Genomic DNA, 25173 nt, shown 5'->3' with positions numbered 1-25173 from the left:
CCGCAGCTCTCCTGCGTTTCAACGTTATCCCTCGCCGCGGTATTCATTCGGTGTCATCCCGGCAACGGATTTAAACATCTTGATGAAATAGCTGTGATTCTCGTAGCCGAGCGTTTCACCGATCTTGGCAACGGATAAATTCGTTTGATCCAGCAGCTCTTTGGCCCGGGCCACCTTCATCCGGTTCACGTACTCGATGAACGTCTCGCCCGTTTCCTTCTTGAACAGTCGGCTGAAATAACTCGGATTCATATACAGATGCTCCGCCACCTCATCCAGGCTGATCTTTTTGTTCAGATGAAGGGAAACGTACTGGCATGCATCCAGCACCTCGGTGCGCTTGCTCAGCACCTTCACCCCTTCGACGATCACCAGCGAGGATTCAAAAAAATGAATCATCCATTGCTTGATTTCCTCCAGCGTGTCCATCTCCAGCAGTTCACGGTGCAATATCTCCACGGAAAAATGATTGCGGAACAGCTGCATCGCTTGAAGCTTAAGCTTCAGATCGAGCACCAGCTTCAGCAGCCAGTCCTTCACCGTTTCCGGACGGAAGTGGTGGGATTTTATAAAATCGATCCACTCCGTTACCACCGGACGGGCTGCCGCGCCGTTGCCTTCGATCAGCATCTCCCGGAAGCCGTTGACCGCATCATCGTAGGAGGAATAAAGGACGGATTCCTCGGTAAAAGCAACCGGCGTCTTCTTCTGAATCGACTGGCTGCTCATATAGAAGCGTTGGCCCGCCGAGCCCAGCAGCTCCATCAGCTCATGCTTTAGCTCGATCGGACGGATGCAGGTTTGCCCGATAATAAAGGATAGCTGGATCTTCAAGGTAGCCTGTACCATCGTTTGGATCCGCTTGAGCAGCAGCACGGCCTCGTCGTAAGGATTGCTCTTAATCCCTCCGCCGGAGGGAATCAGCAGAAAGGACCTTAATACGTCATACGTGAAATGAACCGTATCCTTCCCTTCCGAGGCCAAGATCTCCTCCAATATATTATTCACGGCAAACCGGAGCACATCGTCCGTAACAAACCGCTGCCTGGCAAGCCGCTGACCGTCGATATAACACGCAATCGGCAGGCACACGCGGTCCTTCAGCTCCAGGCCGCAGGCGGCCGCATCCTCGAACCAGAGCTGCTCCGTCAGGATGGGCTCGTGAATGGTCGCCCGTATGAAGCTTTCCTTATGCCGCTCCTTGTTGCGATTCACCATATTTCGCAGCTTCTGCTGATTTTCCATACTGTTGTGCTCTTCATCCAGCTTGCGCTTGTGCTGCTCCAGCAGCCGGCGTAAATCCTCGGGATCGAGCGTGTCCTTCAGCAGGTAATCCTGGACATTGAGCTTCATTGCCTGCTGCGCATAATGGAATTCACTGTGGCAGGTTAAAATCACCACATGCGTCGTCGGCTGCAGCTCCTTGATCGCGCGGATCAGCTCAATGCCGTTCATCCTCGGCATGCCGATATCGGTAACAATAATATCCGGCAATTGCGTTTGCGCCGCTTCCAGGGCGACGGCTCCGTTCTCATATTGACCTACGAGCTCTAAGCCGAGCTGCTCCCAAGGGATAACCTCCGACAGCAGCTCCAGTACCGGGTAATCATCATCCACCAGCATGACTTTATACATGGGCTGTCTCCTCCTTTTGCATAGGGATGGTCATAATCACGCTTGTCCCGGCCCCCGGCTCGCTGTTGATCTCCATGCGGAACGCTTCCCCGAACGTCATCCGCATTCGTTCATAGACGTTCGCCAAGCCTAAGCTGGAGAAGCCTTTTTTATCCGTTTCCGCCGTGACGGCCTCCCGTTTGATCAAGCGGTTCCGCAGTGACGTAAGCGCCTCCTCGTTCATGCCTTGGCCGTTATCCTCCACTCGAATGCACACATATTCGTCCTGAGCGGTTGCTTGTATGCGAATCGTCCCCGCCTTCTGACTCAGACCGTGAATCAGCGCATTCTCAATGATCGGCTGAAGAAAGAAGCGCGGAACCTCTTCGCGGAACGCATCCGCGGCGATGTCAATGTCCAGCTCCACCTTTTGCTTCTGCCGCATGTTCATCAGCTTCATATAGTCAATGACCATCTCCACCTCATCGTGAAGCGGAATATTCCCCTGATCCTGGATCGTCATGCGCAGCAGCTTGGATAAGGAGCTGATCATATCGGCGCTTTCCCGGTCCCCGCGGCCCAGCACCTTCATCCGGATCGAATTCAGGACGTTAAACAGAAAGTGCGGATTGATCTGCGCCTGCAGCATGTTCAGCTCGGCCTTTCGCTTGCGGGCCTGGGTATCGGTTATTTCAACGATCATCTGCGAGATTCGGTCGAGCATCTGATCGAACGATTTGCCAAGCCGGCCGATCTCATCCTGTCCCCGGATGTGGGAGCGCAGATGCAGCTCGCCCTTCTGAACGGACGAAGCCACCTTGTCCAGCTTCAGGAGCGGCTTGGTAAATGCCCGTAAAGCAAGCATCAGCAGGATCAGGAACAAAACAAATGAAACGACCTGGAACAAAAATACGTTCTCGAAAATGGCGTTGATGGGTGAAACCGCCGTTCGGTAAGGTGACAGTGCTACGAGCTTCCAGCCGTTAAACACAATGTTATAGCTTGATATTAAATAATCGACATCGTCGATATGGACAATGTCGGGATCTGCATTTTTCTTGGATTGCTCAAGGTAAGTGAACACTTGTCCTACCTTGTCCTGATTGGAATGGGACAGGATGCGGTCCTCTTGATCCAGCAGCATGACTTCTTGGCCTGCCTCGAGATTTTGAAAATACTGGTGGAGTTGACTTTCCAATATCGAGACCACCACGTACCCGTAAATCGTCAGATCCCCATGCCGCAGCGGCCGCGCAACGGTCAGCTGGTACGGATTCGTCTTCTGATCGCTTTTAAATACGGTAGGAGTAGTCCCAAGCCAATAGGAATTGAAGCCATATACCTTGTTTGCTTCCTCAAGCCACGGTTCTTTCAGCAGCTTGTCCGGCTCGAATTCGTAGCTCTGATAGTTGGTATAGTACAAACCGTTCTTCAGAACCACGGTAAGGTAGCTCTTCTCGCCCGCGGCGGTCAAGCCCTCGATCATATTCAAAATTTCATTTCCCGCGACGTATTGCTCTGTGGTAAGAGAGCTGTACTTATCATATTGGGTTTCGTTCAGCTGCTTTAGGAGCATCTGTGTGCCGGGATCCAGCTGAATGTAGTTGATCAAATACAGCATGTACTCCAGCGTATTGGACACATTCCCGTCCACCAGCTTCAGTGTTTGTCTTGCATTGGATACCGCCTGATTCTTTACGGCGTCGCGTGTCAAGTAATTGTATACGCTCATCGTGACCAGGGCCGGAAGCATAACGCACAGGACGGATACCAGGGTCAGCTTCGTGCGGAAGGACTTTATTGATAACAGGTGCAGCCAACGCCGGATCATTCCTTTCCCTCCCCTCTCCATCATTATAAAACTTCGTCTCACCCTAGCATAACGTTATATTGACATCCTATTCTACTATCTTTACTTCCTTTTGAAAATGTATGCGAAATAACCGATTTCCATCGCATGATCCGTTCCTATCCCTACCGTTGATTGGATCAAAAGACATTCCGGTCGGGTCCGGATCGAGGCGGTTTTTTTCTCTTTGAACTAGCACAATTCTGCAAATAGGCAGCTTTTTCCCATGGTTTCAATCAGAAAGAAAGTAGATTTCTTCGTATATACAACATTCCTGGGCCATTTGCCTCGGTTTCGGACATTGTGCCCTCTCAAAGGTGTCTATTCTCACAAATCTCGTTCAAACCTTCGTTTGGGATCGTAAATTTCTGCACTATAGCAGAATTGTATCCCTTACTTGGGGCATTTCAAGAAAAAGCTGTCCATTGACATAAAAAAAAAGCCGCCACCGAAAGCAGATCAATCTACTTTCAGCGACAGCCTCTTTAAAGTCTTACTTCTTATTGGAATCGATCAATTTCTGAGTACGATCCTGCGAATTTTTCAGCATGGCATCGAGGTTTTGCTTATCGAGAATCAGCTTCTCATATTCTTCGTTGATCACTTTATACACATCCGCTTGGAACGATGTCGGAGGAACCAGTTTGGATGCACGGGAGTTCGCCAGAACCGACTTCAGCGACTCTTTATCGACTTTATCCGGAGATTTCGTGCCGGCCAGGATCGTATCGATGATCTTGCTCATATCTTCATTCTTCACCTTGTTCCAGGACGGAACGTATTTGCCTTGAGCGATGGTGCCTTCGGTTGTGAAGTAGCGAATAAACTGATACGCTTCTTGCTTATGCTTGGAGTTTGCTGCAACCGCCATAAAGTCGGTTGTCACCATGGAATAGCCGCTTGGATCGGAAGCGTTATTTTTCGGGAACGGAGCTACCGCTACATTAAAGTTCAGCGGGAACTGATCCGTACCGCCGATTTCCGAGTTCATCCAGCTGCCGATTACGACCATACTTGCGGATTGGTTAAAGAACTGCGGACGGTAGTGCAGCTTCTGCGAAATCATATCCGCATAAGGAACGGAGGACTTGTCAACCTTCTCCATTTGGTAACGAAGCTCAATCGACTTCTTGAACAAAGGATTCGTTAGGTTGGAAGTGCCGTCTGCTTTCAAGTAATCGGAATTATCCGGCTGATTGGCCAATGCCAGTCTTGTATACTCGAGCCAGCCGCCGCCCTGAGGACCGTGGAAATAGGTGCCGTAACGCTTGCTGGCGCCTTCGCCCTTCGTCAGCTTCTTCGCATAGTCGGCGAATTGATCCCAAGTCCAGTCCTTCGGTACCTCAAGACCCGCTTCTTTCAAATGATCCTTATTCAGGAGCACATACCAAGGGTTGAACTTCCCTGGGAGCGCATAATATTTGCCGTTCAGCGCCGTATCTACCTTATACTCCTCGTTTACCTTGTAGCCTTCCTTTTGGATAAACTCGTCAATAGGCGCTACCATGCCAAGCGCTACACGCTGTGCGTACATCCCTGCTTCACTGAACATCATAACATCCATTGCTTCGCCGGATGCCGCAGCCAGGTCGAGCTTCTTCGCGTATTCCTGTGTGTCGCCCTTCTCGCTCAGGTTAACAAGCTCCACCTTGATGTTCGGATATTTAGCTTCGAAAGAGCTGATAACCTTCGTCCAAGCCTGCTGAGCTTCGCTGCCGAAGGCATGAAACTTGATCGTAACCGGCCCTGCTGCCGCACCGCCGTTAGCCGCTCCTGCGGACGGCGCCTCCTTCTCAGCTCCGCAGCCTGCAAGCAAGCTCACGGCAGCCAAACCCGAAATCATGCTGGTCCATACTTTTCTTTTCATTTTAGCCCCTCCATCATGGTATTGACTATGATTTTTATATTAGTTGTCTACATGCTCATTATAGCTACTGGAGGAAGCTGTCGTATGACGCGATATTTACCACTATCAACGTTATTTTTACTTCCTCCGAGAATACTATCCCTTCACGCCGCCTACGGCAATGCCTTCGATAACGCTTTTCTGACCTATAATGAATACGATCAGCAATGGCAGAATCGCAGAAACCGCCGCCGCCATGATGAGAGAATAGAACTCGCCGTTCATCGATGCGAACTTATCCACCGCAAGCGGAATGGTATACAGTTTGTCCGTACGAATAAAGATGAGCGGGTTCTGATAATCGTTCCAGGTCCAGATGAAACGAAGGATCGCATAGGTTGCGATGGCCGGACGAACGAGCGGGAAAGCAATTTGCCAGAAGATGCGCCAGTGGCCCGCACCGTCGATTTTGGCCGATTCAATAAAGTCGTTGTGCAGTCCCATAAAAAACTGGCGAAGCATGAACGTCCCCAGCACACTGAAGCTTCCTAGCAGGATCAGGCCCAAATGACTGTCGAACAGTCCGATATTGCGGTACAAAATAAATTGCGGAATCAAAATCGCCTGGGATGGAACCATATAGGTAGCAAGCACGATCAGAAATAACCATTTGCCGGCAGGAAAATCTACCTTAGAGAAGCCGTACGCCGCCAGCGCGGACACCGCGCAAGAGATCAAGGTGGTTAAGACGGAAACCTTAATGGAATTCCAATAATATACATAGAAGGCATATTGCCCGGCCCAAATTTCTTTATAATTCTCCACCAAATTCCAGCGTTCCGGAATCCACTGAATTGGATATTTGAAGACATCCGCCTCTATTTTGAAGGAAGCGGAGAGCATCCAGATGAACGGCATGAGAAACAAAATGCTCACACCCAGCATGATGATCGTCGTCACCAGCTTCGATACATTGATAGATTGTTTCACGGGAAGTCCCTCCTAGTAATTAACCCATTTCTTTTGACCGAACCACTGCAATACCGTAATCAGCAATACGCAGAGGAACAGGACAACCGCAACCGAAGATGCATAGCCTACACGGAGACTGACGAACGCTTGATCGTACAAGTAGTAGACAAGCATACTAGTGGACTGCATCGGTCCGCCTTTGGTCAGAACCATAATCAGGTCAAATACCTTGAATGTCGAAATGATCCCCGTTACGAGCAGGAAGAAAGACGTCGGTGACAACATCGGAACCGTGATTTTCGTAAATTGCACCCAGCCGTTCGCACCGTCGATATCGGCAGCCTCGTAAAGATCCTTAGGAATCGATTGCAGAGCCGCCATATAAACGATCATATTATAACCGATCGAGATCCACACGGAGATCATCATGACGGAGGGTAAGGCAAATGCCGGGTCAGCAATCCATTTCGGCGGGTTATCGAATCCGAGCGACATCAAAAATTGATTTACCGGTCCGGCCGACGGATGGAACAAGACCTGCCATACAATCGCTACCGCAACCACGCTGGAGATATAAGGCATGAAGTACGCGACCTTGAAAAAGCTCTTCATATAGACATGCTTGTTAATGAGTATCGCCAGCAGCAGCGAGACGAGCATATAGATCGGTACTGTAAAAATAAAGATGAAATTGTTCTTTAAGGAGATGAGGAAGCTTTCCTCCGAGAACAGCTTGGTGAAATTGTCAAAGCCGGTCCATTTGATTCCCTTCATACCGGCAACGAAGTTCCAATCTGCAAAGCTGAGCACAAATGTAGCCAGGATCGGCAGCAAGGTCAGTAGAGTGACCCCGATTAACATTGGACTTACGAATAAAAAGCCTGCAATGCTTTCTTTGCGACGCAAGGCATTGCGCTTCAGGCTGGCCTTTTTTCGGTCGGATAGTGAGACAGATGTGGTGGTAGTATTCACTGTGCGACTCACCTTTCATTCATATAATAGGTTTGTATGCATTCATTATAGGTTGTTGCCGCAGCCCGAGCATAACGTTATCTTGATTTTTTCACTGCATATTTTGACTTTCTTTCAATAAACAAAGCAGGCTAACGGGGCTGAACCCGTTAGCCTGCTTTGTTTAAAGGTGAAGCTGTATTCATGGTGTGCTCACGCCAATATGGCGTCGATAGCCGCCAATTCCTCCTCGGTGAAATCCAGGGACTGAAGCGCCCCTATGGCATCCTCAATATGGCCGACCTTGCTGGCGCCGATCAACGCGGAGGTCACTCTTCCTCCCCGCAGTACCCAAGCCAAGGCCATCTGCGAAAGCTTCTGACCGCGCTGGGCCGCAAGCTCCGTCAATCGCTTCACCTTGTCCATTCGCTCTTCACTGATATGCTCCGGCCGTAAGAACGGGCTCGGTCCCGCAGCTCGCGAATCCGGTGAAATACCGTTTACATAGCGATCGGTCAAGATTCCGTGCTCCAGCGGAGAGTAGACGATCGAGCCGATGCCCTCCTCCTCCAGGACATCCTGCAGTCCGGCTTCGATATGCCGTGTAAACATGGAATATCTTGGCTGATGGATCAGGCAAGGCGTCCCCAGCTCCTTCAAGATGCGTGAAGCCTCCCGGGTCATCTCGGGATTGTAGTTCGAGATCCCGACATAAAGCGCTTTGCCCTGACGGACGATCTGGTCGAGCGCTCCCATGGTTTCCTCCAGGGGCGTGTTCGGATCCGGGCGATGATGGTAGAAAATATCGACATACTCCAGCTTCATTCGTTTCAAGCTTTGATTGAGGCTTGCAATGAGATTTTTTTTGGAGCCCCATTCTCCGTAAGGACCGGGCCACATGTAATACCCCGCTTTGGTGGAGACGATAATCTCATCGCGGTAAGGGGCCAGGTCCGCTTGCAGCATCCTGCCGAACGTCTCTTCGGCTGACCCGGGCGGCGGACCGTAATTATTCGCCAAATCAAAATGGGTAATGCCGGAATCAAACGCCTTCCTAACGAGATTTCTTCCGTTCTCGTAAGAATCGATGCCTCCGAAATTGTGCCATAGTCCAAGTGAAATCGCCGGCAGCCTTAGCCCGCTTCTTCCGCAGCGGCGATATAGCATGGTGTCATATCGAGTGTCGCTTGCTTGATATACCATCCAGTCAACCCTCCTAAATGAATTACCCTCATTGTAGCGGAACGGCTCGTCTGAGGCTATGTCAACAAGGAAGAACTTTATGGACTTATGTCAGATTCGAAGCTATGCACGGTAATGCTTTGGAGCAACACCTTTGATCTTCTTGAACATTCGGGAAAACAACAGCGAATCCGGATAACCGACGGAACGAGCCACTTCCCCGATGGAATAGTTCCCTTTCCCTAACAGCTCGCAAGCCTTGTCCATCCGGTAATGAAGCAAATATTGCTGTGGCGGCATCCCAACGGATTGTTTAAATAATGCGGATAAATACTTGCGGTCCAGCTTAAGGTACGCGGCGAGCTGGTGAATCGAAATCGGTTCACTATAATGGGCATGCAAATATTCGATGCACTGCATAATATACGCATCCTGCTTTCTCCAGCTCAAGTCCGCCGGGACTGTATGCAGGTAGACCTCCGTAAGAACGGCAAAAAAGTGGTACATTAACGCTTTGATTTGCAAATCGGTTCCCGGCCCTTGCGTGGAAGCGAGCGTCAGCTGCTCGAACATCGTCGGCATGACCTTGACGTCCATGGGGAAGACCGGCTGCTCCGGACTCAGCCGGGTACGTGCCAGGATCGATTCGACCTGCTCCCCTCGGAAGGCCAGCCAGGAATACACCCAAGGCGTCTGCCGGTCCGCTTCATAATAAGTTAAGACATCCGGATAGATAAGGAACGCCTGACCCGGACCAAGGGAGTACGTATGGTCCCCGACTTGTACGATCCCCGTTCCGCTATGAATGAAATGGATTTTGTACATATCGCGGACCATCGGCCCGACGGCATGCCCGGGAGCGCAGTCCTCCCTGCCCCAGTACAGCAGGTGAACATCCGGGTCCTGTCGATACGGATTTTCCGGATTATAATAATATGTTTTCATTGGATCCTCTCCGTCAGTCCTGTAAAGCTTCCTTCAAGCAGGCCATGAGAGCCAGCGCCTCTTCATGCTCCGGCTCCAATGCCAACGCCTTCTGCAGATATTCCACTGCAGCCTCTTCCATCCCAAGCTCATAGCTGCAGATCGCGAGGCACTGGAACACTGTGGGTACCGTGCCCTCTTCATCCGCCTCAACGGAGATATCCAGAAAATACTTCGCATCCTCGTACAAATTCATCTCGAACAGCACCAAGCCGGCGTCCAGCGCCAAGTCATATCCTAGCTTCAGCTCAAAGTACGAAGACCACATGATACGGATTCCGGCTTGAATATCGAGCAAATCCTCGTCGCTTGCTTCCGGGAGCAAGCCGGTGATACGCTTCGCGTTTTGGATGAAAAACTCCGCATCGTACCCGCCCAATCGCCAGAAAGCTATCAACTGCTGCAATTCCATCGTTTCCGTATTCCGGTCTACCCATTCCTTCAGGCTAAAGAACTCGTCCGGTCCGAATCGCTCGATAAACCGCCGGTACGCAAGCCGGGTCTGGGCATAGCTCTTCGCGTTCTCCAGCATGAAGATGCAGCCTACATTAATATTTCTATAATGCTGGGCGGGGAACAGAGAGAAGGCTCCTCTCTGCTCAAACTCATACCAAAGCGCATGGTAGTTGGCCGTTAACGAAAAGCTGCCGTGATGAATCAATTGGGGCGGCTCCGCGAATCTCCAGTTATCCAGCCGATGATCGCCTTTGTCCGAGGTGATGAGGAGGAAGCCCGACACGGACAATCGGCCTAGCCGCTCCATACAGCGTAAACCGGCAACCGGAAGCAGGATATGCGAATCCTCCAGCTCCTGCCGATAAAGGGAAATCAGCTCTTGATATGGGTAATCCTCCGCTTCATAGAGGGGCTCATGCCGATACTCATAGGTCATCGTAATGCTTTGCAATGCTTCCGACGGCGGCAGCTCACCGTAATGCTCAGGAAACTCCAGCACGACATCGCATTCGTAAATGCTGCCGTCTCCTACATAAATGAGCTCTTGCGGGATCCCGTCGAAAAAGTAATTCGCGATCACCAAGAGGGGCTGCTTCAAGTCCCCAGGCCGGATGGTCGTTTCCGATACGACCAAATGCAGCTCCGTGTCCTTCACGGCATCGAACCTTGCGAAATCCAGCAGTCCCTCCTGGACCCATGCTTGCAGGGAAGGATGGCTTTGCCAATCCTTGATATGATTCCAAGAGAAATCCGTGAGTACGTAGCGAAAAGGGGGCAGCTCCAATCCCGCTTCTTCCTTTAGCTCGCATAAGCACTTCAAGATATGATACGCCAGGCGCCCAGAGCCTGCTCCAAGCTCAAGCAGGGTAACCGGCTCCGAAACTTCCCCTTTTGCCGCCAAGTCTTGAAGAAACCCGAAGATCATCTCTGCGTAGGCTGTGGCCATCTTGGGGTTGTTCGTTATATACTGCGGAACCTGGCTCCAAGCCCTTGTTCCTTGTTGCTCGTAATATGCTAGCTGCAGCTCCCAGATGGGTGCTTCGCTGAATCGATAGGTTTGTTTGCCTTCCATCTTCAATCGTTTAGTCCCGCTTTCTTTAGATTCATCAGGGATCAAATGGTGCGCGTCCACCGTCAGTAAAATTATGTTATCACATCTGTTGCAGCGATTACCACTTAAGGAATAAGGGAATCACAGACCATCCCCTCATGAAAAAACCCAAGCACCATATTAGGCACTTGGGTTCGTGGATGATTACGATCCGATGATCGCTCGAAGGTGGCGGCTTATATGTTCTCCCATCAGCATATGGCCGTAGTCCGAGGGATGAAGCAAATCCCAAGCCAGCCCCGAGAAGCCCGGAAGAATATCCGATCCTTCCAGAAGATAAAGCCGTTGATGCTTGCTGCTCTGCACCAGCTCGCGAAGGATGTCGCTGTAAGCCGCCTGATTTTGCCCTGCTATGCTCGGGGTGGTTTCGTAAGTGGCTCCGTTCGGGTATACGGTAATGACGGCTACAGGCTTTTTCGGGTGCTTCGAGCAGATCGACTCGATAAGATACTCCGCCCGTTCCCGGAACTGCTCCGGCGTGAAGGAGCCGCGCATGTTCACCCCGAGCTCGAGAGTAGCGAAGTCCCAATCGACCCGTGAGCTCAAGTAGTCCGAAACGGCCGGCTCGCATAAGCATGCCCCGCTTAACCCCAGATTGAGCACATCCACACCGAGCCTGCGGGCAGCCAGCTGAATATAGGAGTGATAATTGTTCAGCGCGATCCCCCCATGCGTGATCGAGGAGCCGTAGGCAATCCAGCGGCGAGCCGGAAGCTCCTCCGTGGCAGGCGGACGAACCTCATGGCCGAAGGCTTCGAGCCCGTGAAACCGTGCTGTGTACCGGCATAGAAACAAGCGCCAGACCTTAGGAGAAAACCGCTGTCCCTCCAGCACCTTAGGCTCTACCTTGCTCAGATCAAGCTTTCGCTCCAGATGAAGCGTATGCAGTACACCGGCTTGGAGTCTATGATGGGAGTGAAAGAAGTCCCCCTGAAACACCATTACGTCTCCGTCTCCCTCGACCGCCGTCAACCCGACTCTCAGGTTAGCGGCCTCCGTCACGAAGCGGATTTCGCAGCCGCTTGCCTGCTGCGCGATAAACCTGCCTCGTTCGCTCAAGGCTTCCCTAACGTGACGGGGGTATCGCTGCAGGGTCAAGCCCGGAGTGAGCTCGTTTGCCTCCACCTCCGCCACGTTGTGCAGCTCCATATTATTCCACAGCATTCCGATACGCTCCCTTCTAGCCTGCCGTTCGTTCCGCGAATCGGCGCAGTGCCCCTTTGAGGGTCTCCACCATCCGCAGCTGGCATTGAATAACGTAATCCCGCGCAGCGAGTGCTTTGCGCTTAGCCTCCTCGGGCTGCTTCGCGAGCTCCAGCGCCGCTGCAACCAACCGGCTCCGGTCTGCTTCCGAATCCATATCGAACAACCATTCCCCAAGTCCGATGTCACGCCACATATAGCCCTTGCTGGTCTGCTCCTCCCACCGGCAGACAATGGCGGGGATGCCGTTGCCGATGCACATGATCGGAGAATGCATCTCATTGCCGAACAATCCCGCAGAGCGAACATAGACGCTCAGGGCCTCGTCCGTTAACCAGAAGCTTTCCTTCCAAACGACATGACGGCGTACATCCTCAGGAAGCTTCTCCAGGATCATCTCCCGGCCGACCTCCATCTGGGTGCTATCCTCCGGACAGAGCAGGATTTTCTTGCCGGTCTCACGGACGATGGCGATAATGGCCTCACGGAGCAGCACATGGTCGTGCTCCTTCATCTGCTCATTCCGCTGATGTCTGTCTTCGAGGAAGGCACTGTTCCTTATTTTCCAATAGGGGGTATACCGCAGCTTCGGAATACAGCACAGGAAGGCTCCTTCCTCCAGCCCGTTTGCCTGCAAAAATTGCTCCGCCCTCTCCTCGTCACGCAGATCAACGGAGAAGGCTCCGTCCGGACCGAACTCCATGAACGGACAAGCAACGCCCATTTCCTTCGCCTTAGCCAAGGAGACCGAGTCTCGGAAATAGATAAAATCCGCCTGATTCAACATGTCCTTCTCGATGAGGTTGCCGGAATAGGTGATGCCGAAAACGCCGAACGGCTTCCCCGTGGCCGCTACGAAAGCCCTTACATCTTCGGTCGCTACCAGATAAGGACCGGAGCCGTGCAGCAGAAAATCGCACCAGGCTACCGCATCGGCCAGCTCCTTGTTCGTGGCCCTGCCGGTAGCATCGAAGCGTCCCTTGACAATACGTAAATTCGGGAAGCGTTTATGCTCCATGGCCATGACCTCCTCCGTAATGTCGTCGGACGCCCACAGGATGATTTCCGCCTCGGGGATTTGCTGCTCCAGCAGGGCAAGCACCCCCGGGGTATGAGCGATGTCTCCAATGTTGACGACCTGCCAAGAGGAACGAAGCAAAATCCGGGGGGCTCTTCTCTCATTCAGCCTTAACTGCATAGGGTCAACCACGTTATCTCCTCCAACTATATGCTCGATTGTTACTGCGCTATACTCATCATATAGGCTGATATTATGGAGGTAAATGGACGATTAATCTGGATATATAGACAATTGTAACGGTTTTCTAGCCCTTCCTGTACTCACTGGGAGAACGTCCTGTCTCCCGGGAAAAAATGCGTGCAAAATAGAGGGCGTCATCAAAGCCGACCTCCTTGGCAATCAGAGCGATCGGCTCCCTCGTGCTGCGAAGAAGCAGCTTGGCCTTATCCATGCGCAGCTTATGAATATATTGCGTTAGCGTAAAGCCCGAGTATTTTTTAAACAGAATGGAAAAATAGCTCGGCGACACGGCAGCCGCTCTGGCCAGCTCGTCGCGCTGGAGCGGTTCGCGATAGTGATGCTTGATATAGTTCATGGCCGCATGAATCAGCTTGGCATTGGGATCCTCACTCGTTCTTCGCTCCTGAAGCGTAACCAAGAGCTCGTAGATCATTTTCTGAAACACGTGACTCGTATGAGCTTCATAGTCCGCTCCTTTGGAGGTCCACAAACGATGCAGCTCCTCCATTCGGTCCTTCACTTGATATTCATCGGCGGATTCAATCCGGTTGAACGGCAGACCCTCCTCCGGACCTTCGATCATGCGCAAGTCCGAGCCGGCCCAAGACAGAAGCTTATATGTATAATGGATCGTAATATATTGAAGGGGATCCTCCTGTGGCACCGTGAAATGGATCTGCTGATGATTGGCAAAGTGAAACAGCCGGTTCGCGCGAACCTCGTGCTCTTGCCCGTTGACGACCAGCCTCCCCCTGCCGGCAAAGGCATAGCCGAAGTTGCAAAACTGGGTATGATTCTGGTGCACAACGTAGTGCTGATCCTCCCAGAATTGGTTATCTCTTATATGAACACTAATGACCTTAGGATAAAAATGGTACAAAAATTCATACCCCAATGTATGAATCCTCCCCGTCCAGCGGCTTGACTTCCCAAACGATAACAATGACCCGCAGTGGGTCCTTAACAATAGCAACCTGATGCGAGTCATTGTCATTTATAACATCTTCCTCTTACTTTTTGCCGGATTGTTGTGCCTTGTAGGTCGCATTGACCTCATTCGTAATTTCTTCTCCGCCCGCTCTCTTCCAGGACTCCACGAATTTATCGAAGCCCTTATCCAGATCGATTTCACCGGTAATAAATTTGATGAAATGCTCCTTCTCCAAATTCGGCAGATCCGGGTACTTCTGCACTGCGTTGATATTGAACTTGATGTTGAACAGCATTTCAACCCCTTGCGTAACCTGTTCCCGAAGAGCAAGGTCGCTTGCCGGGAAGGAGTACGTCTCGAACGCTTTGGCCTTCTTCGAGAGCAGCCCATAGTAGCTTCCGAGGCCTGCGGAAATTTTCTTCTTCGTATCGACGTACTCCTCTTTGGGCACAGGCATACCGTTTTGCATTGTGTAATGTACGCCCTCCTCCCCGTATTGAGTCGCCATAAAGCTCTCTTTATCCGAATACATGGAATTCAGGATTTCGTAAATTTTCGCTTTTTTCTTCGGATCCTTGCCCGCATCCACGCTCATGCCCAAGTAATTGCCGGTCAGCCCCCAAGCCGACAGCTTGCCTGTGCCGTAAGGACCGTCGAGTGCTTTCCCCGCCGCAATCTTGACGCCGTTCTTGGCGGCAGCCAAGCCGATCACGCCGTTCGGACGGAAGTTAGACCAGTTATGTGTGTCTACGCCGACGCGTTTGTTAACGAACTCTCCCCGCTTCCCGTCGCTAGTGAGGAATTCCGGATCCAGCACCCCATCCTTAAACCATTTGTTCAGAGATCGGAACGCCTCTCGGGATTGCTCGGTCACCATCCCGTACACAAGCTTGCCCTCTTTGTCCTTCACCCAATAGCTCGGGTTTGTTTGGTACGCACCGAACACATACTGCAGCGATTCCGCGATATTCGTTTTGCCTAGTGCCGTAAGTCCGTAAGTATCCTTCTTGCCGTTCCCGTCCGGATCGTTATTCCTGAATTTATAGATGACATCCTCGAATTCCTTCAGTGTCTTCGGCGGCTCATTGTATCCGACAGCCTTAAGCCAGTCCTGATTGTAGAAAGGGTTCAGCGGAATGACACCCTCTAGGTTGGTAATGGGAATTCCATAGCTTTTTCCGTTAATGACCCCGTCATTCCATGCCTCCGGCTGATTTTTGTCAACGAACTCGGCCAAGGTCGGCATATTCTTCTTGATTTCATCAATAGGCAGCTCGGCGAGCAATCCCTGCTGCGAATAGGCGCGGACATCCGCCAAGCCCCAGAGCAGCCATACGTCCGGCAGCTCGTTGGTAGCAAGACGCACATTCAGCTGATCCTTCCAGTTCGTACGGTCGATCCGTATATTTTTGATTTTGACATTGAACTTTTTCTCCATCCATTGCTGAACGTATGAGCCGTCTTCCTCCGGAAAATCAAAGCTAAGCCAGCTGATTTCTATAGGTTTCTCGGCTGAGCTCTTGCCGTTATCGGCCGAAGGAGCCGGAGCCTTGCTGCAGCCCGCCGCCAATATCGATAAGGACAAGGCGATGGCAGCCGTGGACTTGGATAAACGTTTCATATAAAGACCTCCCTAAGCTTCATTTTCATCATACCATGTACTTGTACAACCGGGATAAAGAACCGTTCGATCACCCGTTTCTCTGCTAAGGACATCCCCCCTTTCAGGCAGCCTTCGCATTACCCTTTCACAGACCCGATCAGCGCGCCTTTGACGAAATATTTTTGAATAAACGGATACACCACAAGAATCGGCAGCGTAGCAATCATCAGCACGGCTGCCTTGACGCTCTCGGCCACTACCTCCTGCTCCGACGCTTGATCCATCAGCTGCTTTGTCTCGAGGTCGCTGCTCTCCACAATTAGCCGGCGAAGATAAATTTGAAGCACCAGCTTGGATTGATCCTGGATATAAATCAGCCCTTGAAACCACTCATTCCAATGATGGACGGCAAGCCATAAGCTTATCGTTGCCAGGATGGGCTTGGAGATCGGCAGGACGATCCGAAACAGAATTTGAAAATCGTGCGCTCCGTCCATCTTGGCGGAATCCTCCAGCTCCTGGGGCAGCCCTAGAAAGAAATTGCGCATGATCAGCATATAGAAGGTGTTAATCAATCCGGGAATGATTAGCGCCCAGAGCGAGTCGTATAAGCCTAAGCCCCTTATCAGCAGAAACGTTGGAATCAACCCGCCGCTAAAGAACATGGTGATCACGATGAACATGGTATAAAATCCCCGGTGCGGCAAATATTTTTTCGACAGCGCGTAAGCCCCCATGGTCATGACAATCAAAGAGAGAAGCGTGCCGACAACCGTACGAAAGATCGTATTGTAGTAGCCCATCCAGATGCCCTTCGTCTGCAGCGCCTGCTCGTAAGCGGCGAAGGTGAACTCCTTGGGATAGAGATGAATACCGGGCCGGATCGCTTCGGACGGTGTGCTTAAGGAAACCGACAGCACATGTAAGAAAGGATAGAGCACGGTGATACAAAAGAAAGTAATGACCGCCAGATTCACATATTGAAAAACGCGCTCCGGTTTGCTGAGTCGTGTGGCCGGCATTAGAGAATCCCCTCCTGTCCAAGCTTCTTGACCATGTAATTCGTCAGGAGCACCAGGGTGAACGCCACCACATTCTTAAACAGCCCGACGGCTGCGGTCAAGCTGTATTGCAGCTGGGTAAGACCGGCGCGATATACATACGTATCCAGAATATCTCCCACACTGTACGTATTCGGACTATACAAATTCAGCACTTGGTCAAAGCCGGCATTCAGTACCGCGCCGATCCGGAAAATAAACATGATCGTGATGACCGGAATAATGCCCGGCAGAGTGATGTGCCACGTTTGCTTCCAGCGGTTGGCTCCATCCATTACCGCCGCTTCATACAGCGCGGGATCGACACCTGCAAGCGCTGCCAAATAAATGATCGTCCCCCAGCCCACTTCCTTCCATATGGAAGAAACGACTAAGGTGAAACGGAAATACTGAGGATCTCCCAGGAAATAAATCGGCTCCATCCCGACCATCGACAAGAGCAGATTGACCGTGCCCGTCGTCGGGGAAAGAATCGTGATCAAAAGCCCGCTCAGTACGACCCACGACAAAAAGTGAGGCAAATAGCTGATGGTTTGCGTAATCCGCTTGAACATCTCGATACGAATTTCATTAAATAAAAGCGCCAGCACAATAGGCGCCGGAAACCCGAACACAATGTGGTAAAAGCTGAGCAGCAGGGTGTTCTTCATAATGCGCAAAAAATCCGGCGACGCGGTAAACAAATAAATAAAGTGCTTGAAGCCAACCCATGGGCTCCCTAGGATCCCTTCCCTGATGCGGTAATCCTTGAATGCAATCTGTACGCCGTACAACGGGCCGTACTCGAAGATGATGTAGTAGAGCAGGACCGGTGCCAGCATCAAAAATAAATACTTGCACTTGCGGTATTCCTTTCTCACATCCGCGTTAAACCATGCTGTTATCGCTCTCAAGATGTTTGTCCCCTTTCCTGTAGCTGTTTCTTAAGCTGATCTTATATGCGGAATCGCACTGTTTTCAATTTCAATATCTGAATTGAGCTTACAGGATATGAATTAGCGCCGGCGAGGTACGAAAAAAACAGCCCCTGCCTCAGGTTCAGGCGGGGGCTACGGCTTATTGATTTCGATATTGGGCAGGGGTTACTCCCCAGCATTGCTTAAATTTTGTAGTGAAATACGGAACGCTACGGAACCCGCTCATTCTGGCGACCTCTGCAATCGAATGCGTTTTTTCGGACAACAGCTTCCGTGCCAGCTCCAGCCGCTGCCTGCTCATATATTCAGCAAGCGTGCAGTGATACTGCTCCTTGAACACTCTGCCGATAAACTGCTTGGAGTATCCCGCATAGTCCGCCAAATCATCCAGGGACAAATCGCGTTCCAGCTGCAGATCGATATATTCCTTCAACTGCTGGGCGACGCGTTCGTACTGAGTGTCTCCCATTTCCTTCTGGCACGACATAAACTCGATGCTGGTTTCCTCTAAATAGGCTACGGTTTCTTTCAGCGAGCCTCTGCGATAGCCGGCAATGATATCCGAAGACGTCAGCCTGAAGCTGCCTTTCCCAGTATCCATCACCACCTTCGCCAGCGTCAGCGCCAAGTGATGCAGCAGCATTTCATAAGACTCCAGAGTGAGGTTCGCTTCGAGCAGGTACTTCGAGCATTCCCGATAATGCTCCCGCACCAGAGCCTCGTCTCCTGACCGAAGCTTGTTCTCCAGAGCTTGGCTCTCCAGCAGCTCAATCGATATCGGCTGCTTCTCTTCCAGCTCCTCATAAGCTATGAGAAGTGCCATCCCCTCGACGAATACGTAGGCCATGGCCTCCTGCGCCTCCATATAGGAGACCTGAATCTGCTCCAGCCCTTGAACGACACTGCCTACCGCCGCGGCAAAGCGAATGTCGCCGTTCAGTTTGACTCTCCAATGCTCCAGATCATGACGCACGTGCCGGACGGCATCCCATGCATGGAGATGATCGACACAATAAATCACCGCGGTCTGATAACCGTTCACCTGGATGGCATAGCTCGGTATGGCGTGATTCTTCATCTCGAATTGCTGCTGCAATACCGCCGAGGAATGACCCGATTCCGCCTGCAGGAGAGACACAACAAAGCTGCCGTGGGGCTGTATGGGCAGCTGCTCCCCTTCCGCAGGCAGCTTGCCGACAAGCAAATCCTGCAGATGCTTGTTGTGCTGCACCTCAAGCATCTGCTGAAGACGCAGCATCAGCCCCTGCATCCGTTTATGAAAGCCGATCGACATGACATAAGATAGAATCACGCCGAGCAGCAGCACGACAAGGCTGATGACCCACACCTTGCTCTGCAGCCGATTCGCAAGCAGCATGGTGGAATCGATAGGCCGAAGGCTGACATACTTCCACCCGCTTTCCGATTCGTAGGCCGACAGGCTGATCTCCCTTCCTTCTTTCGTCAACCTAAGTGTCTTGTACTCCTGTTCCCCAAGCTTACTCTCCAGTTCTACTACGGGCGGCTCCGGCAGAGGTCCCCGAGTCAGCATCGTGTTGGAAACCGCAAGGGCCCCCTTCTCGGTATAAATATAGTACCTGTCATCGGCATTCTGAATCAGTGCCTGCAGCTTGCCGACCACATCCATCACATTCAGATCGATGATCATATAACCTTTTACCTGCGTTCCCTTGGACCGGTAGGGCAGCGTATAAATGTAGCTCAGCAGCCGCTTTTCCGCCCCATCGTTGTCTCTGACCGTTCGGGCGAACCATCTGTGCGGCTCGGCTTTGTCGATATCCTTGAGCAGCTCATGATTCGGAGAGCTTGCCGGGGACTCGTAATAATAGTCCTGATCTACCACCATGTTCGAATGCTTATAATAGATCGAGATGTTATCCAAGCCGGGAGAAGCCATAATCAGCGTTCGAAGGTCATTGGTAAGCCTTACGATTTTATAGTAATTTCCTTCCATCCCGTTCTCCAGGAAGAAGTTGATCTCCTCCGTACTGGACGAACGTATGGTGGTCATAGCCTTATTGAGAACGGACATCTCGTACCGATTCAAGTAATTTTCTTCCACGAAATTTTGGACGCGCTGCAGCTGATGGAGATTCTCCTGAGCGAGCTCGCGGGTATAAAGCTCCTGTGCCTGCTTCGTAAGATAGCCGCCGATGGCTAAAATAATAACAATCGTCAGGGCTAAGTAGGACAGGATCAGCCTCCGCCAGTCCGCGGAACGGTTACCCGGAAAAAACTTCATAACGGAACCCCCCTCTTCTGTGCCTCTCTCTACAGTATGCGCTTACATTTTGCCGCGTAAAAGCTGCGCAACATTGTTTGTACCTTATTATATAGACCGTGCTCTCTAGAGTAAATACACGATCATTTCCACAGTATGGACAATTGTTTACAGAAACCAACCCGCCTTCTCTCTACTAAGAAAAGGCGGGTTGGTTCTACAAGTCATGCATGCTTGGCTTCTCAGCTGCCGGAAATGTCCTCTACCACAATATCGTCGAAGTACGTTTTCTGGTTGTAAGCGTACAAGCCGGGATAACCTTCCGAGAAGGAGAAATCCTGAGCCGACAGCACCTCGTTGCCGTCTAAATACAGTCTTAGCGAGGTACCCACAAGATCCAGCTTCATCTCCCGATAACCGGCGGTAAAGTCGGTCGGCATAACCGCAGAGGAAGCGATGGTGCTAACCGTTCCATTGACGATTTTAAACAGCTTGAATCTCTGTGTGGTTTGCTCGTATGCCGCATAATAGAAGTTCGTGCTATTTACGTATCTTCCGATCAAGCCGAGCCGCACCGGATTTCCTGTCCCCCATGCGTCTGCCTTCATTCGCGCCTTAAGCGAATAGTCGGAGCGAATGATGTGCCCCAGATAGCTTCGGGCCGTGTTCGCTGTATTCGTATTCTGATAAGCATGATTATCGCCATCCTCGGCGATCTGCCAGGTTCCCGAAAGCGATACCCAGCCCCCGATGCCGGACCCTTCGAAATCATACGTTTCCAGCTCCGTGGAGGTCACATACACTTCTATCGGCTTGCTGACCGTATAGACGTTTCCTGCCACGGTGACCTGGGCGGACAATACCGCTGTGCCTGTGCCGGTTCCCGTGACCTGACCATTCGAATCAACCGCAGCCACCGTCGGCGAGCTGCTTGCATATTGAACCGATGCACCGGTTACATCGACGTATCTCCCCAAGGCGGAGACGCCGTATACATCCGCATGGACAGAGGCCCCGACCTGCATGCTGTCCGGAAAATGGATCCCTACCGAAGCCAAGCTATCATTAACCAATACATCGAAGCTCGTCGTCTTCGTTACCCCGTTGTGTGTTGCGGAAATCGTAATCGTCGCGGCTCCGGAACCGATCGCTTGAACAACGCCGGACGAGCTCACGGTGGCCACGCTTGGATGACTGGAAGCAAAGCTGATCGATGAGTGTGCGGGTTTGATGAAGTACCCTTGCGCAGTTCGCCCGGATACTTTCAGCTTAGCGCTCTGACTCGGTTCCAGCACGGTCCATGCCTTGTTCGTCGATTCCCCTGCTTTTTTAACGAACAGGACTGCAAGCGGGTCGTTCGGATCGGCGTACGGGTAGTCGCCCTTTAGCCCCATGCTCTGACGATCAAGGTCTATCATTCCCAGCTTGTAGGCTGGCGAATCGTACCTCAGCCGGTAGTCGTGCTCCGCAGCGTTCATGAAACGGGGATCCTCCGCCACGATGGAATGCTGATCGAATTTCCCAAGCTGCAGCTCGAGCCAGCGATCATAATGGGGGGCAGGAATGGAACCGCCGAATTCATAAGTCCCTTTTGTTGTATAGTACACGTTATGATCCGCGTGAGTAAACTTGTTTTCATCCCAATAATTGATGGAGTACAGCTTGGCATCGTTCTGGTACAAAATATTACGGGTAATCTCCAGCTCGGAAGAGATTTCCCCCCCGGTTTGCGTGGAGCCGATCGTCCCGTTCTGCTCTCGGTTACCGGCAATAATGTTATTGTCGAGCCGAATGCCGATGCCCTTCAGCATCACGGAGCTGTTTAGGTAACCGCCCCCCGTCTGCTGCAGGCTGTGAACGATATTCCCTTGAAGCAGCACATCATCGGAGTTGTCGTCGAAATAGAGTCCATACCCGAAGGAACGGCTTGGAACCTCCGTGAGCAGCTGCAGGTCGCTGTCATGAACCAGATTGTAACGGACGATGTTGCCGGTACCCGTGCCCCAGCCTGCGATAATCCCCGCATCCTGTGAATCCGTCGTGGCATTGGAAACATCGTTGTACTCCACAAGATTGTTGCGGGCATGCTGGTAATCGCGATAGTTGTTTTCCGTTACGAGCACATTCTCTATGGTCGTTCCGACCAGATAGCCCTTGCGCTGTGCTTTGATGTGAATGGCATAACGCGGAGAGTGATGAATCCGGTTATGGGAAACAATATTTTCCCCGCTGTCATAGATGCGTACCCCTCCGCTGTTACCGTAAAATTTACCTACGTGATGCACATGATTATTGGTTACGATATTCCCGGAGCTGACATGCTGGGCTGTCTTGGCCAAGCCTTCGATGCTGACTCCGTTGTAGCCGATATTTTGTATTTCGTTGCCCTCAATCCGGTTTGACTTCGCCCAGCCCAGCAGCTGAATGCCGTGTTCCCCCGTGTTGTAGATGCGGCTGTTCAGAACATGGACGCGCTCGAGGTTCTCCCCGTGGATGCCATCCTTACCGACATTGGTGTTGCGGATGGTCAATCCCTCCAGCGTGATATCCGTAACCGGAGCGGAAGTCGAGCTGCCGGTAAGCCTGACGGCCTCTCCCGCGAACGGGGCCGATATGCCTCCAATCAGCTGAGCGGTATCATGAGGATAATAATAAACCGTGCCGGTGCTCCGATCCAGGAAAAATTCACCCGGCTGATCGAGCAGCTCCAGCGCTCCCTGCATGAAATAACGTGACCCCGGACCGATGACATATCCTACAGGCTTGGTTAAGGTAACCGTTCGATTCGCATAGTTGATAGCGCTTACACCGACGGTGTAGGAATACCAGTATTGATATCCTTGCGCGCCTCCGGGCCAAATATACGTCTCCAGAGTAGTCGGATTCGTCACCGACGGAATATCGCTTTGAGCGAAGACAAAGCTTTTCCGGTCATCCCCGGCTACAATCGCCTCCACCCGGTGGTATACATTCGTATCTCCCTGAATATTCGGATATCGGGCCTTCATCGCCTGCACCTGATTTTCGAACAGGACGTCAAAGCTCCAAGATGTACCGACATTGGCCTTATAGATGTTTCCGTTATAAAGCTGCCAGCCTGTAATCGGCTTGCTGGCATCCAGCACCGCACTCTCTCCCGGGTAGCTCCGATAGGTAATGCGATGTCCGTCCCGGCCGGAATCCAGCTCATTGAACGCTAAGGTGCTCTCCAAATGGTAGGTACCTCCCCGCAGCATCACCGTAATATCCTCGTTCATGCCTCCGGCGATCTGCTGCCTCACCACATCTCTTGCCTTGTGAGGCGTTCGGAACGGCGCCTCCAGCGTTCCCGTTCCGGTGTCATCGCTGCCCGTTGTTGAGACATAATAGGTGATTCCGCTTGAAGCGTTCACGACATTCACTCCCTCCGTCAACGATATTCCTACCGTAGAGGCGGCAACTACCATAGCCAGACTTGCGTGAAGACTAAGCTTTCTGCTCCTGCTGAACATCCCCATACCTCCCATGAAATAGATCTGCTCTCAAACGCGACGGTTTTTTTAAAAGGATCACCCCCTTCCCTGGGAAGCTTGACGGCGTGTTACTTGGACTTTTCCGTTGTAATGGCCCGGTTGATCGCTTCCTCCGCAGCTCTCAACGCACTGTTCAAGTCCTTGCCTTCCACAATGACCTTCTCCAGCTCCTTCATGAGCGGCGTCTGAGCGTCAACGTTTACCAAGCCGGCCTTACGTCCGGGAGCTCCGGGTCCTACTTTATTCACGAAATGAGCTGCGATGTTTTTATCTTTATAGAGCGGGTCGTTTTTCTGGAAGTTCTTCCGGACAGCATCGCTTGTTACGACGGGGAATACTCCGAAATCCGCCGCCAGCTTGGACTGCATGTCGTCCGAGGTCAGCCAAGAGGCGATCTGGAAGGCTGCGTCTTTACTCTTGCTGCTGCTCATCACATACAGATTGCGGAAATCAGCAGGTCTTCCGATGCCGGGCTTATCCTTGTAGGTAGGAAGACTGACAATATCCCAACGGAAGTTCCAGTTCATAAAATTGCGGGAGGAGAATACGGACATAGCAGCTCTTCCTTCGATAAACACCTTCCAATCCTGCTCTTTGTTTATCGTTTTCGCATCAAATTTCAATCCCGGGATGGTATAGAAGCGAGCGAAATTCTCGGCAATCCGTTTCCAGCCCTCCGTATTCACGTTGGCCTTATCCTCCGTCAAGCTCAAGTACGACTCCCCATAAGGATTCATCGCAAAAAACGTATCCATCCATCGCTCGGCCAACCCCCGATACTGTACTCCGTCTTCGTTGCGTGTCATCAGCTTGGAGATCTCATAAATTTCGTCCCATGTCATCCCATCCTTGGGATAAGGGACACCAAAACGATCAAACAAATCCTTGTTGTAATGCAAAATTCCTCCTGTCGTGCCGCTAAGAGGAACGCCCGCGATGATTCCTCCCGTTTCATTCTTCATCTGCTCAAGGGCCAATGGATCCAGACGGGAGCTGTCAAATTTATGCTTTTTCATTAAATCGCTTACATCATACAGCAGTCCACGCTTCACCAGCTCTTGGGTAGCCACGCCGCGTGCCGCGAACAAGTCGGGAAGCGCACCCGCCGTCACCATAGTGTCGAGACTCGGTCCACCGGCGTTTGTGTTCGGAATCGCTTTCAAAGTGATGTGCGGAAATTTCGTCTTGGCCTGTTCCGCAATGAAATCGAATTCCGCTTGCGGCATCGTCCATAAATAGATACTGACCTCTGCAGGCTCATTGCTAACCACGGCAGACGGTTCTTCCGGCTTCGTTTCCGTTTGTTTCTCTCCGGTGCAGGCCGTAAGAAGCAAGGCGAAGGCCGTTAAGGCCGCCATACCGGTTGATACTTTTTTGATCATAAGGACACCCTCCGATTTCATCCATATTTTAACTCTACTAGCTATTGTTCCTTGATTATAATAACGGGGTACGCCAGAGTAAATGCATAATTATTC

The 25173-nt window shown here is 51.6% G+C and carries 17 protein-coding genes; all 17 read right to left on the bottom strand.

Annotated features, from left to right (window positions below):
* Positions 1 to 24 precede the first annotated feature (24 nt).
* Positions 25 to 1635, bottom strand: a complete 1611-nt coding sequence (locus tag RAC89_RS20100; protein WP_306615472.1) for a response regulator transcription factor — start codon at positions 1633 to 1635, stop codon at positions 25 to 27.
* Complete coding sequence (locus RAC89_RS20095) at positions 1628 to 3445, bottom strand: cache domain-containing sensor histidine kinase (RefSeq protein ID WP_306615471.1); 1818 nt, start codon at positions 3443 to 3445, stop codon at positions 1628 to 1630. The genes RAC89_RS20100 and RAC89_RS20095 overlap by 8 nt, the downstream gene beginning before the upstream one ends.
* Positions 3446 to 3956: 511 nt before the next feature.
* Complete coding sequence (locus RAC89_RS20090; RefSeq protein WP_284638412.1) at positions 3957 to 5330, bottom strand: ABC transporter substrate-binding protein; 1374 nt, start codon at positions 5328 to 5330, stop codon at positions 3957 to 3959.
* Positions 5331 to 5465: 135 nt separating this feature from the next.
* A complete protein-coding gene (locus tag RAC89_RS20085) occupies positions 5466 to 6254 on the bottom strand; it encodes a carbohydrate ABC transporter permease (protein ID WP_372516700.1) in 789 nt (262 codons plus the stop codon).
* A gap of 57 nt (positions 6255 to 6311) precedes the next feature.
* The gene (locus tag RAC89_RS20080) at positions 6312 to 7253 is read right to left on the bottom strand and encodes a carbohydrate ABC transporter permease (protein ID WP_306615470.1); all 942 of its coding nucleotides are present in this window, start codon (positions 7251 to 7253) and stop codon (positions 6312 to 6314) included.
* A 192-nt stretch (positions 7254 to 7445) separates the two neighbouring features.
* Positions 7446 to 8435: an aldo/keto reductase gene (locus tag RAC89_RS20075; protein WP_306615469.1), complete on the bottom strand. Its 990-nt coding sequence runs from the start codon at positions 8433 to 8435 to the stop codon at positions 7446 to 7448.
* Positions 8436 to 8537: 102 nt separating this feature from the next.
* Positions 8538 to 9359, bottom strand: a complete 822-nt coding sequence (locus RAC89_RS20070) for an AraC family transcriptional regulator (RefSeq protein WP_306615468.1) — start codon at positions 9357 to 9359, stop codon at positions 8538 to 8540.
* 13 nt (positions 9360 to 9372) lie between these two features.
* Positions 9373 to 10926 carry a tetratricopeptide repeat protein gene (locus RAC89_RS20065; RefSeq protein ID WP_306616149.1) on the bottom strand — a complete coding sequence of 518 codons (1554 nt, stop codon included), beginning with the start codon at positions 10924 to 10926 and terminating at the stop codon, positions 9373 to 9375.
* Positions 10927 to 11109: 183 nt separating this feature from the next.
* Positions 11110 to 12129, bottom strand: a complete 1020-nt coding sequence (locus RAC89_RS20060) for an SGNH/GDSL hydrolase family protein (RefSeq protein ID WP_306615467.1) — start codon at positions 12127 to 12129, stop codon at positions 11110 to 11112.
* A 16-nt stretch (positions 12130 to 12145) separates the two neighbouring features.
* The gene (locus RAC89_RS20055) at positions 12146 to 13378 is read right to left on the bottom strand and encodes a polysaccharide pyruvyl transferase family protein (protein ID WP_306615466.1); all 1233 of its coding nucleotides are present in this window, start codon (positions 13376 to 13378) and stop codon (positions 12146 to 12148) included.
* A gap of 115 nt (positions 13379 to 13493) precedes the next feature.
* Entirely contained in the window at positions 13494 to 14309 is an 816-nt protein-coding gene (locus RAC89_RS20050; RefSeq protein ID WP_306615465.1) for an AraC family transcriptional regulator, read from the bottom strand.
* Positions 14310 to 14439: 130 nt separating this feature from the next.
* Positions 14440 to 15981: an extracellular solute-binding protein gene (locus tag RAC89_RS20045; RefSeq protein WP_306615464.1), complete on the bottom strand. Its 1542-nt coding sequence runs from the start codon at positions 15979 to 15981 to the stop codon at positions 14440 to 14442.
* A 119-nt stretch (positions 15982 to 16100) separates the two neighbouring features.
* On the bottom strand, positions 16101 to 16985 hold the full coding sequence (locus RAC89_RS20040; RefSeq protein ID WP_306615463.1) for a carbohydrate ABC transporter permease: 885 nt from the start codon (positions 16983 to 16985) through the stop codon (positions 16101 to 16103).
* On the bottom strand, positions 16985 to 17917 hold the full coding sequence (locus RAC89_RS20035; protein WP_306615462.1) for an ABC transporter permease: 933 nt from the start codon (positions 17915 to 17917) through the stop codon (positions 16985 to 16987). The genes RAC89_RS20040 and RAC89_RS20035 overlap by 1 nt, the downstream gene beginning before the upstream one ends.
* 163 nt (positions 17918 to 18080) lie before the next feature.
* Positions 18081 to 20204: a helix-turn-helix domain-containing protein gene (locus RAC89_RS20030; protein ID WP_306615461.1), complete on the bottom strand. Its 2124-nt coding sequence runs from the start codon at positions 20202 to 20204 to the stop codon at positions 18081 to 18083.
* Positions 20205 to 20425: 221 nt separating this feature from the next.
* Positions 20426 to 23674: a right-handed parallel beta-helix repeat-containing protein gene (locus tag RAC89_RS20025; protein ID WP_306615460.1), complete on the bottom strand. Its 3249-nt coding sequence runs from the start codon at positions 23672 to 23674 to the stop codon at positions 20426 to 20428.
* 89 nt (positions 23675 to 23763) lie between these two features.
* Positions 23764 to 25077: an ABC transporter substrate-binding protein gene (locus RAC89_RS20020; protein WP_306615459.1), complete on the bottom strand. Its 1314-nt coding sequence runs from the start codon at positions 25075 to 25077 to the stop codon at positions 23764 to 23766.
* Positions 25078 to 25173: the final 96 nt, after the last annotated feature.

Source organism: Paenibacillus sp. GD4 (genome assembly GCF_030846225.1).
In the GTDB taxonomy this organism is placed as follows: Bacteria; Bacillota; Bacilli; order Paenibacillales; family NBRC-103111; genus Paenibacillus_G; species Paenibacillus_G silviterrae.
This window is presented reverse-complemented; position numbering and strand designations above follow the sequence as displayed.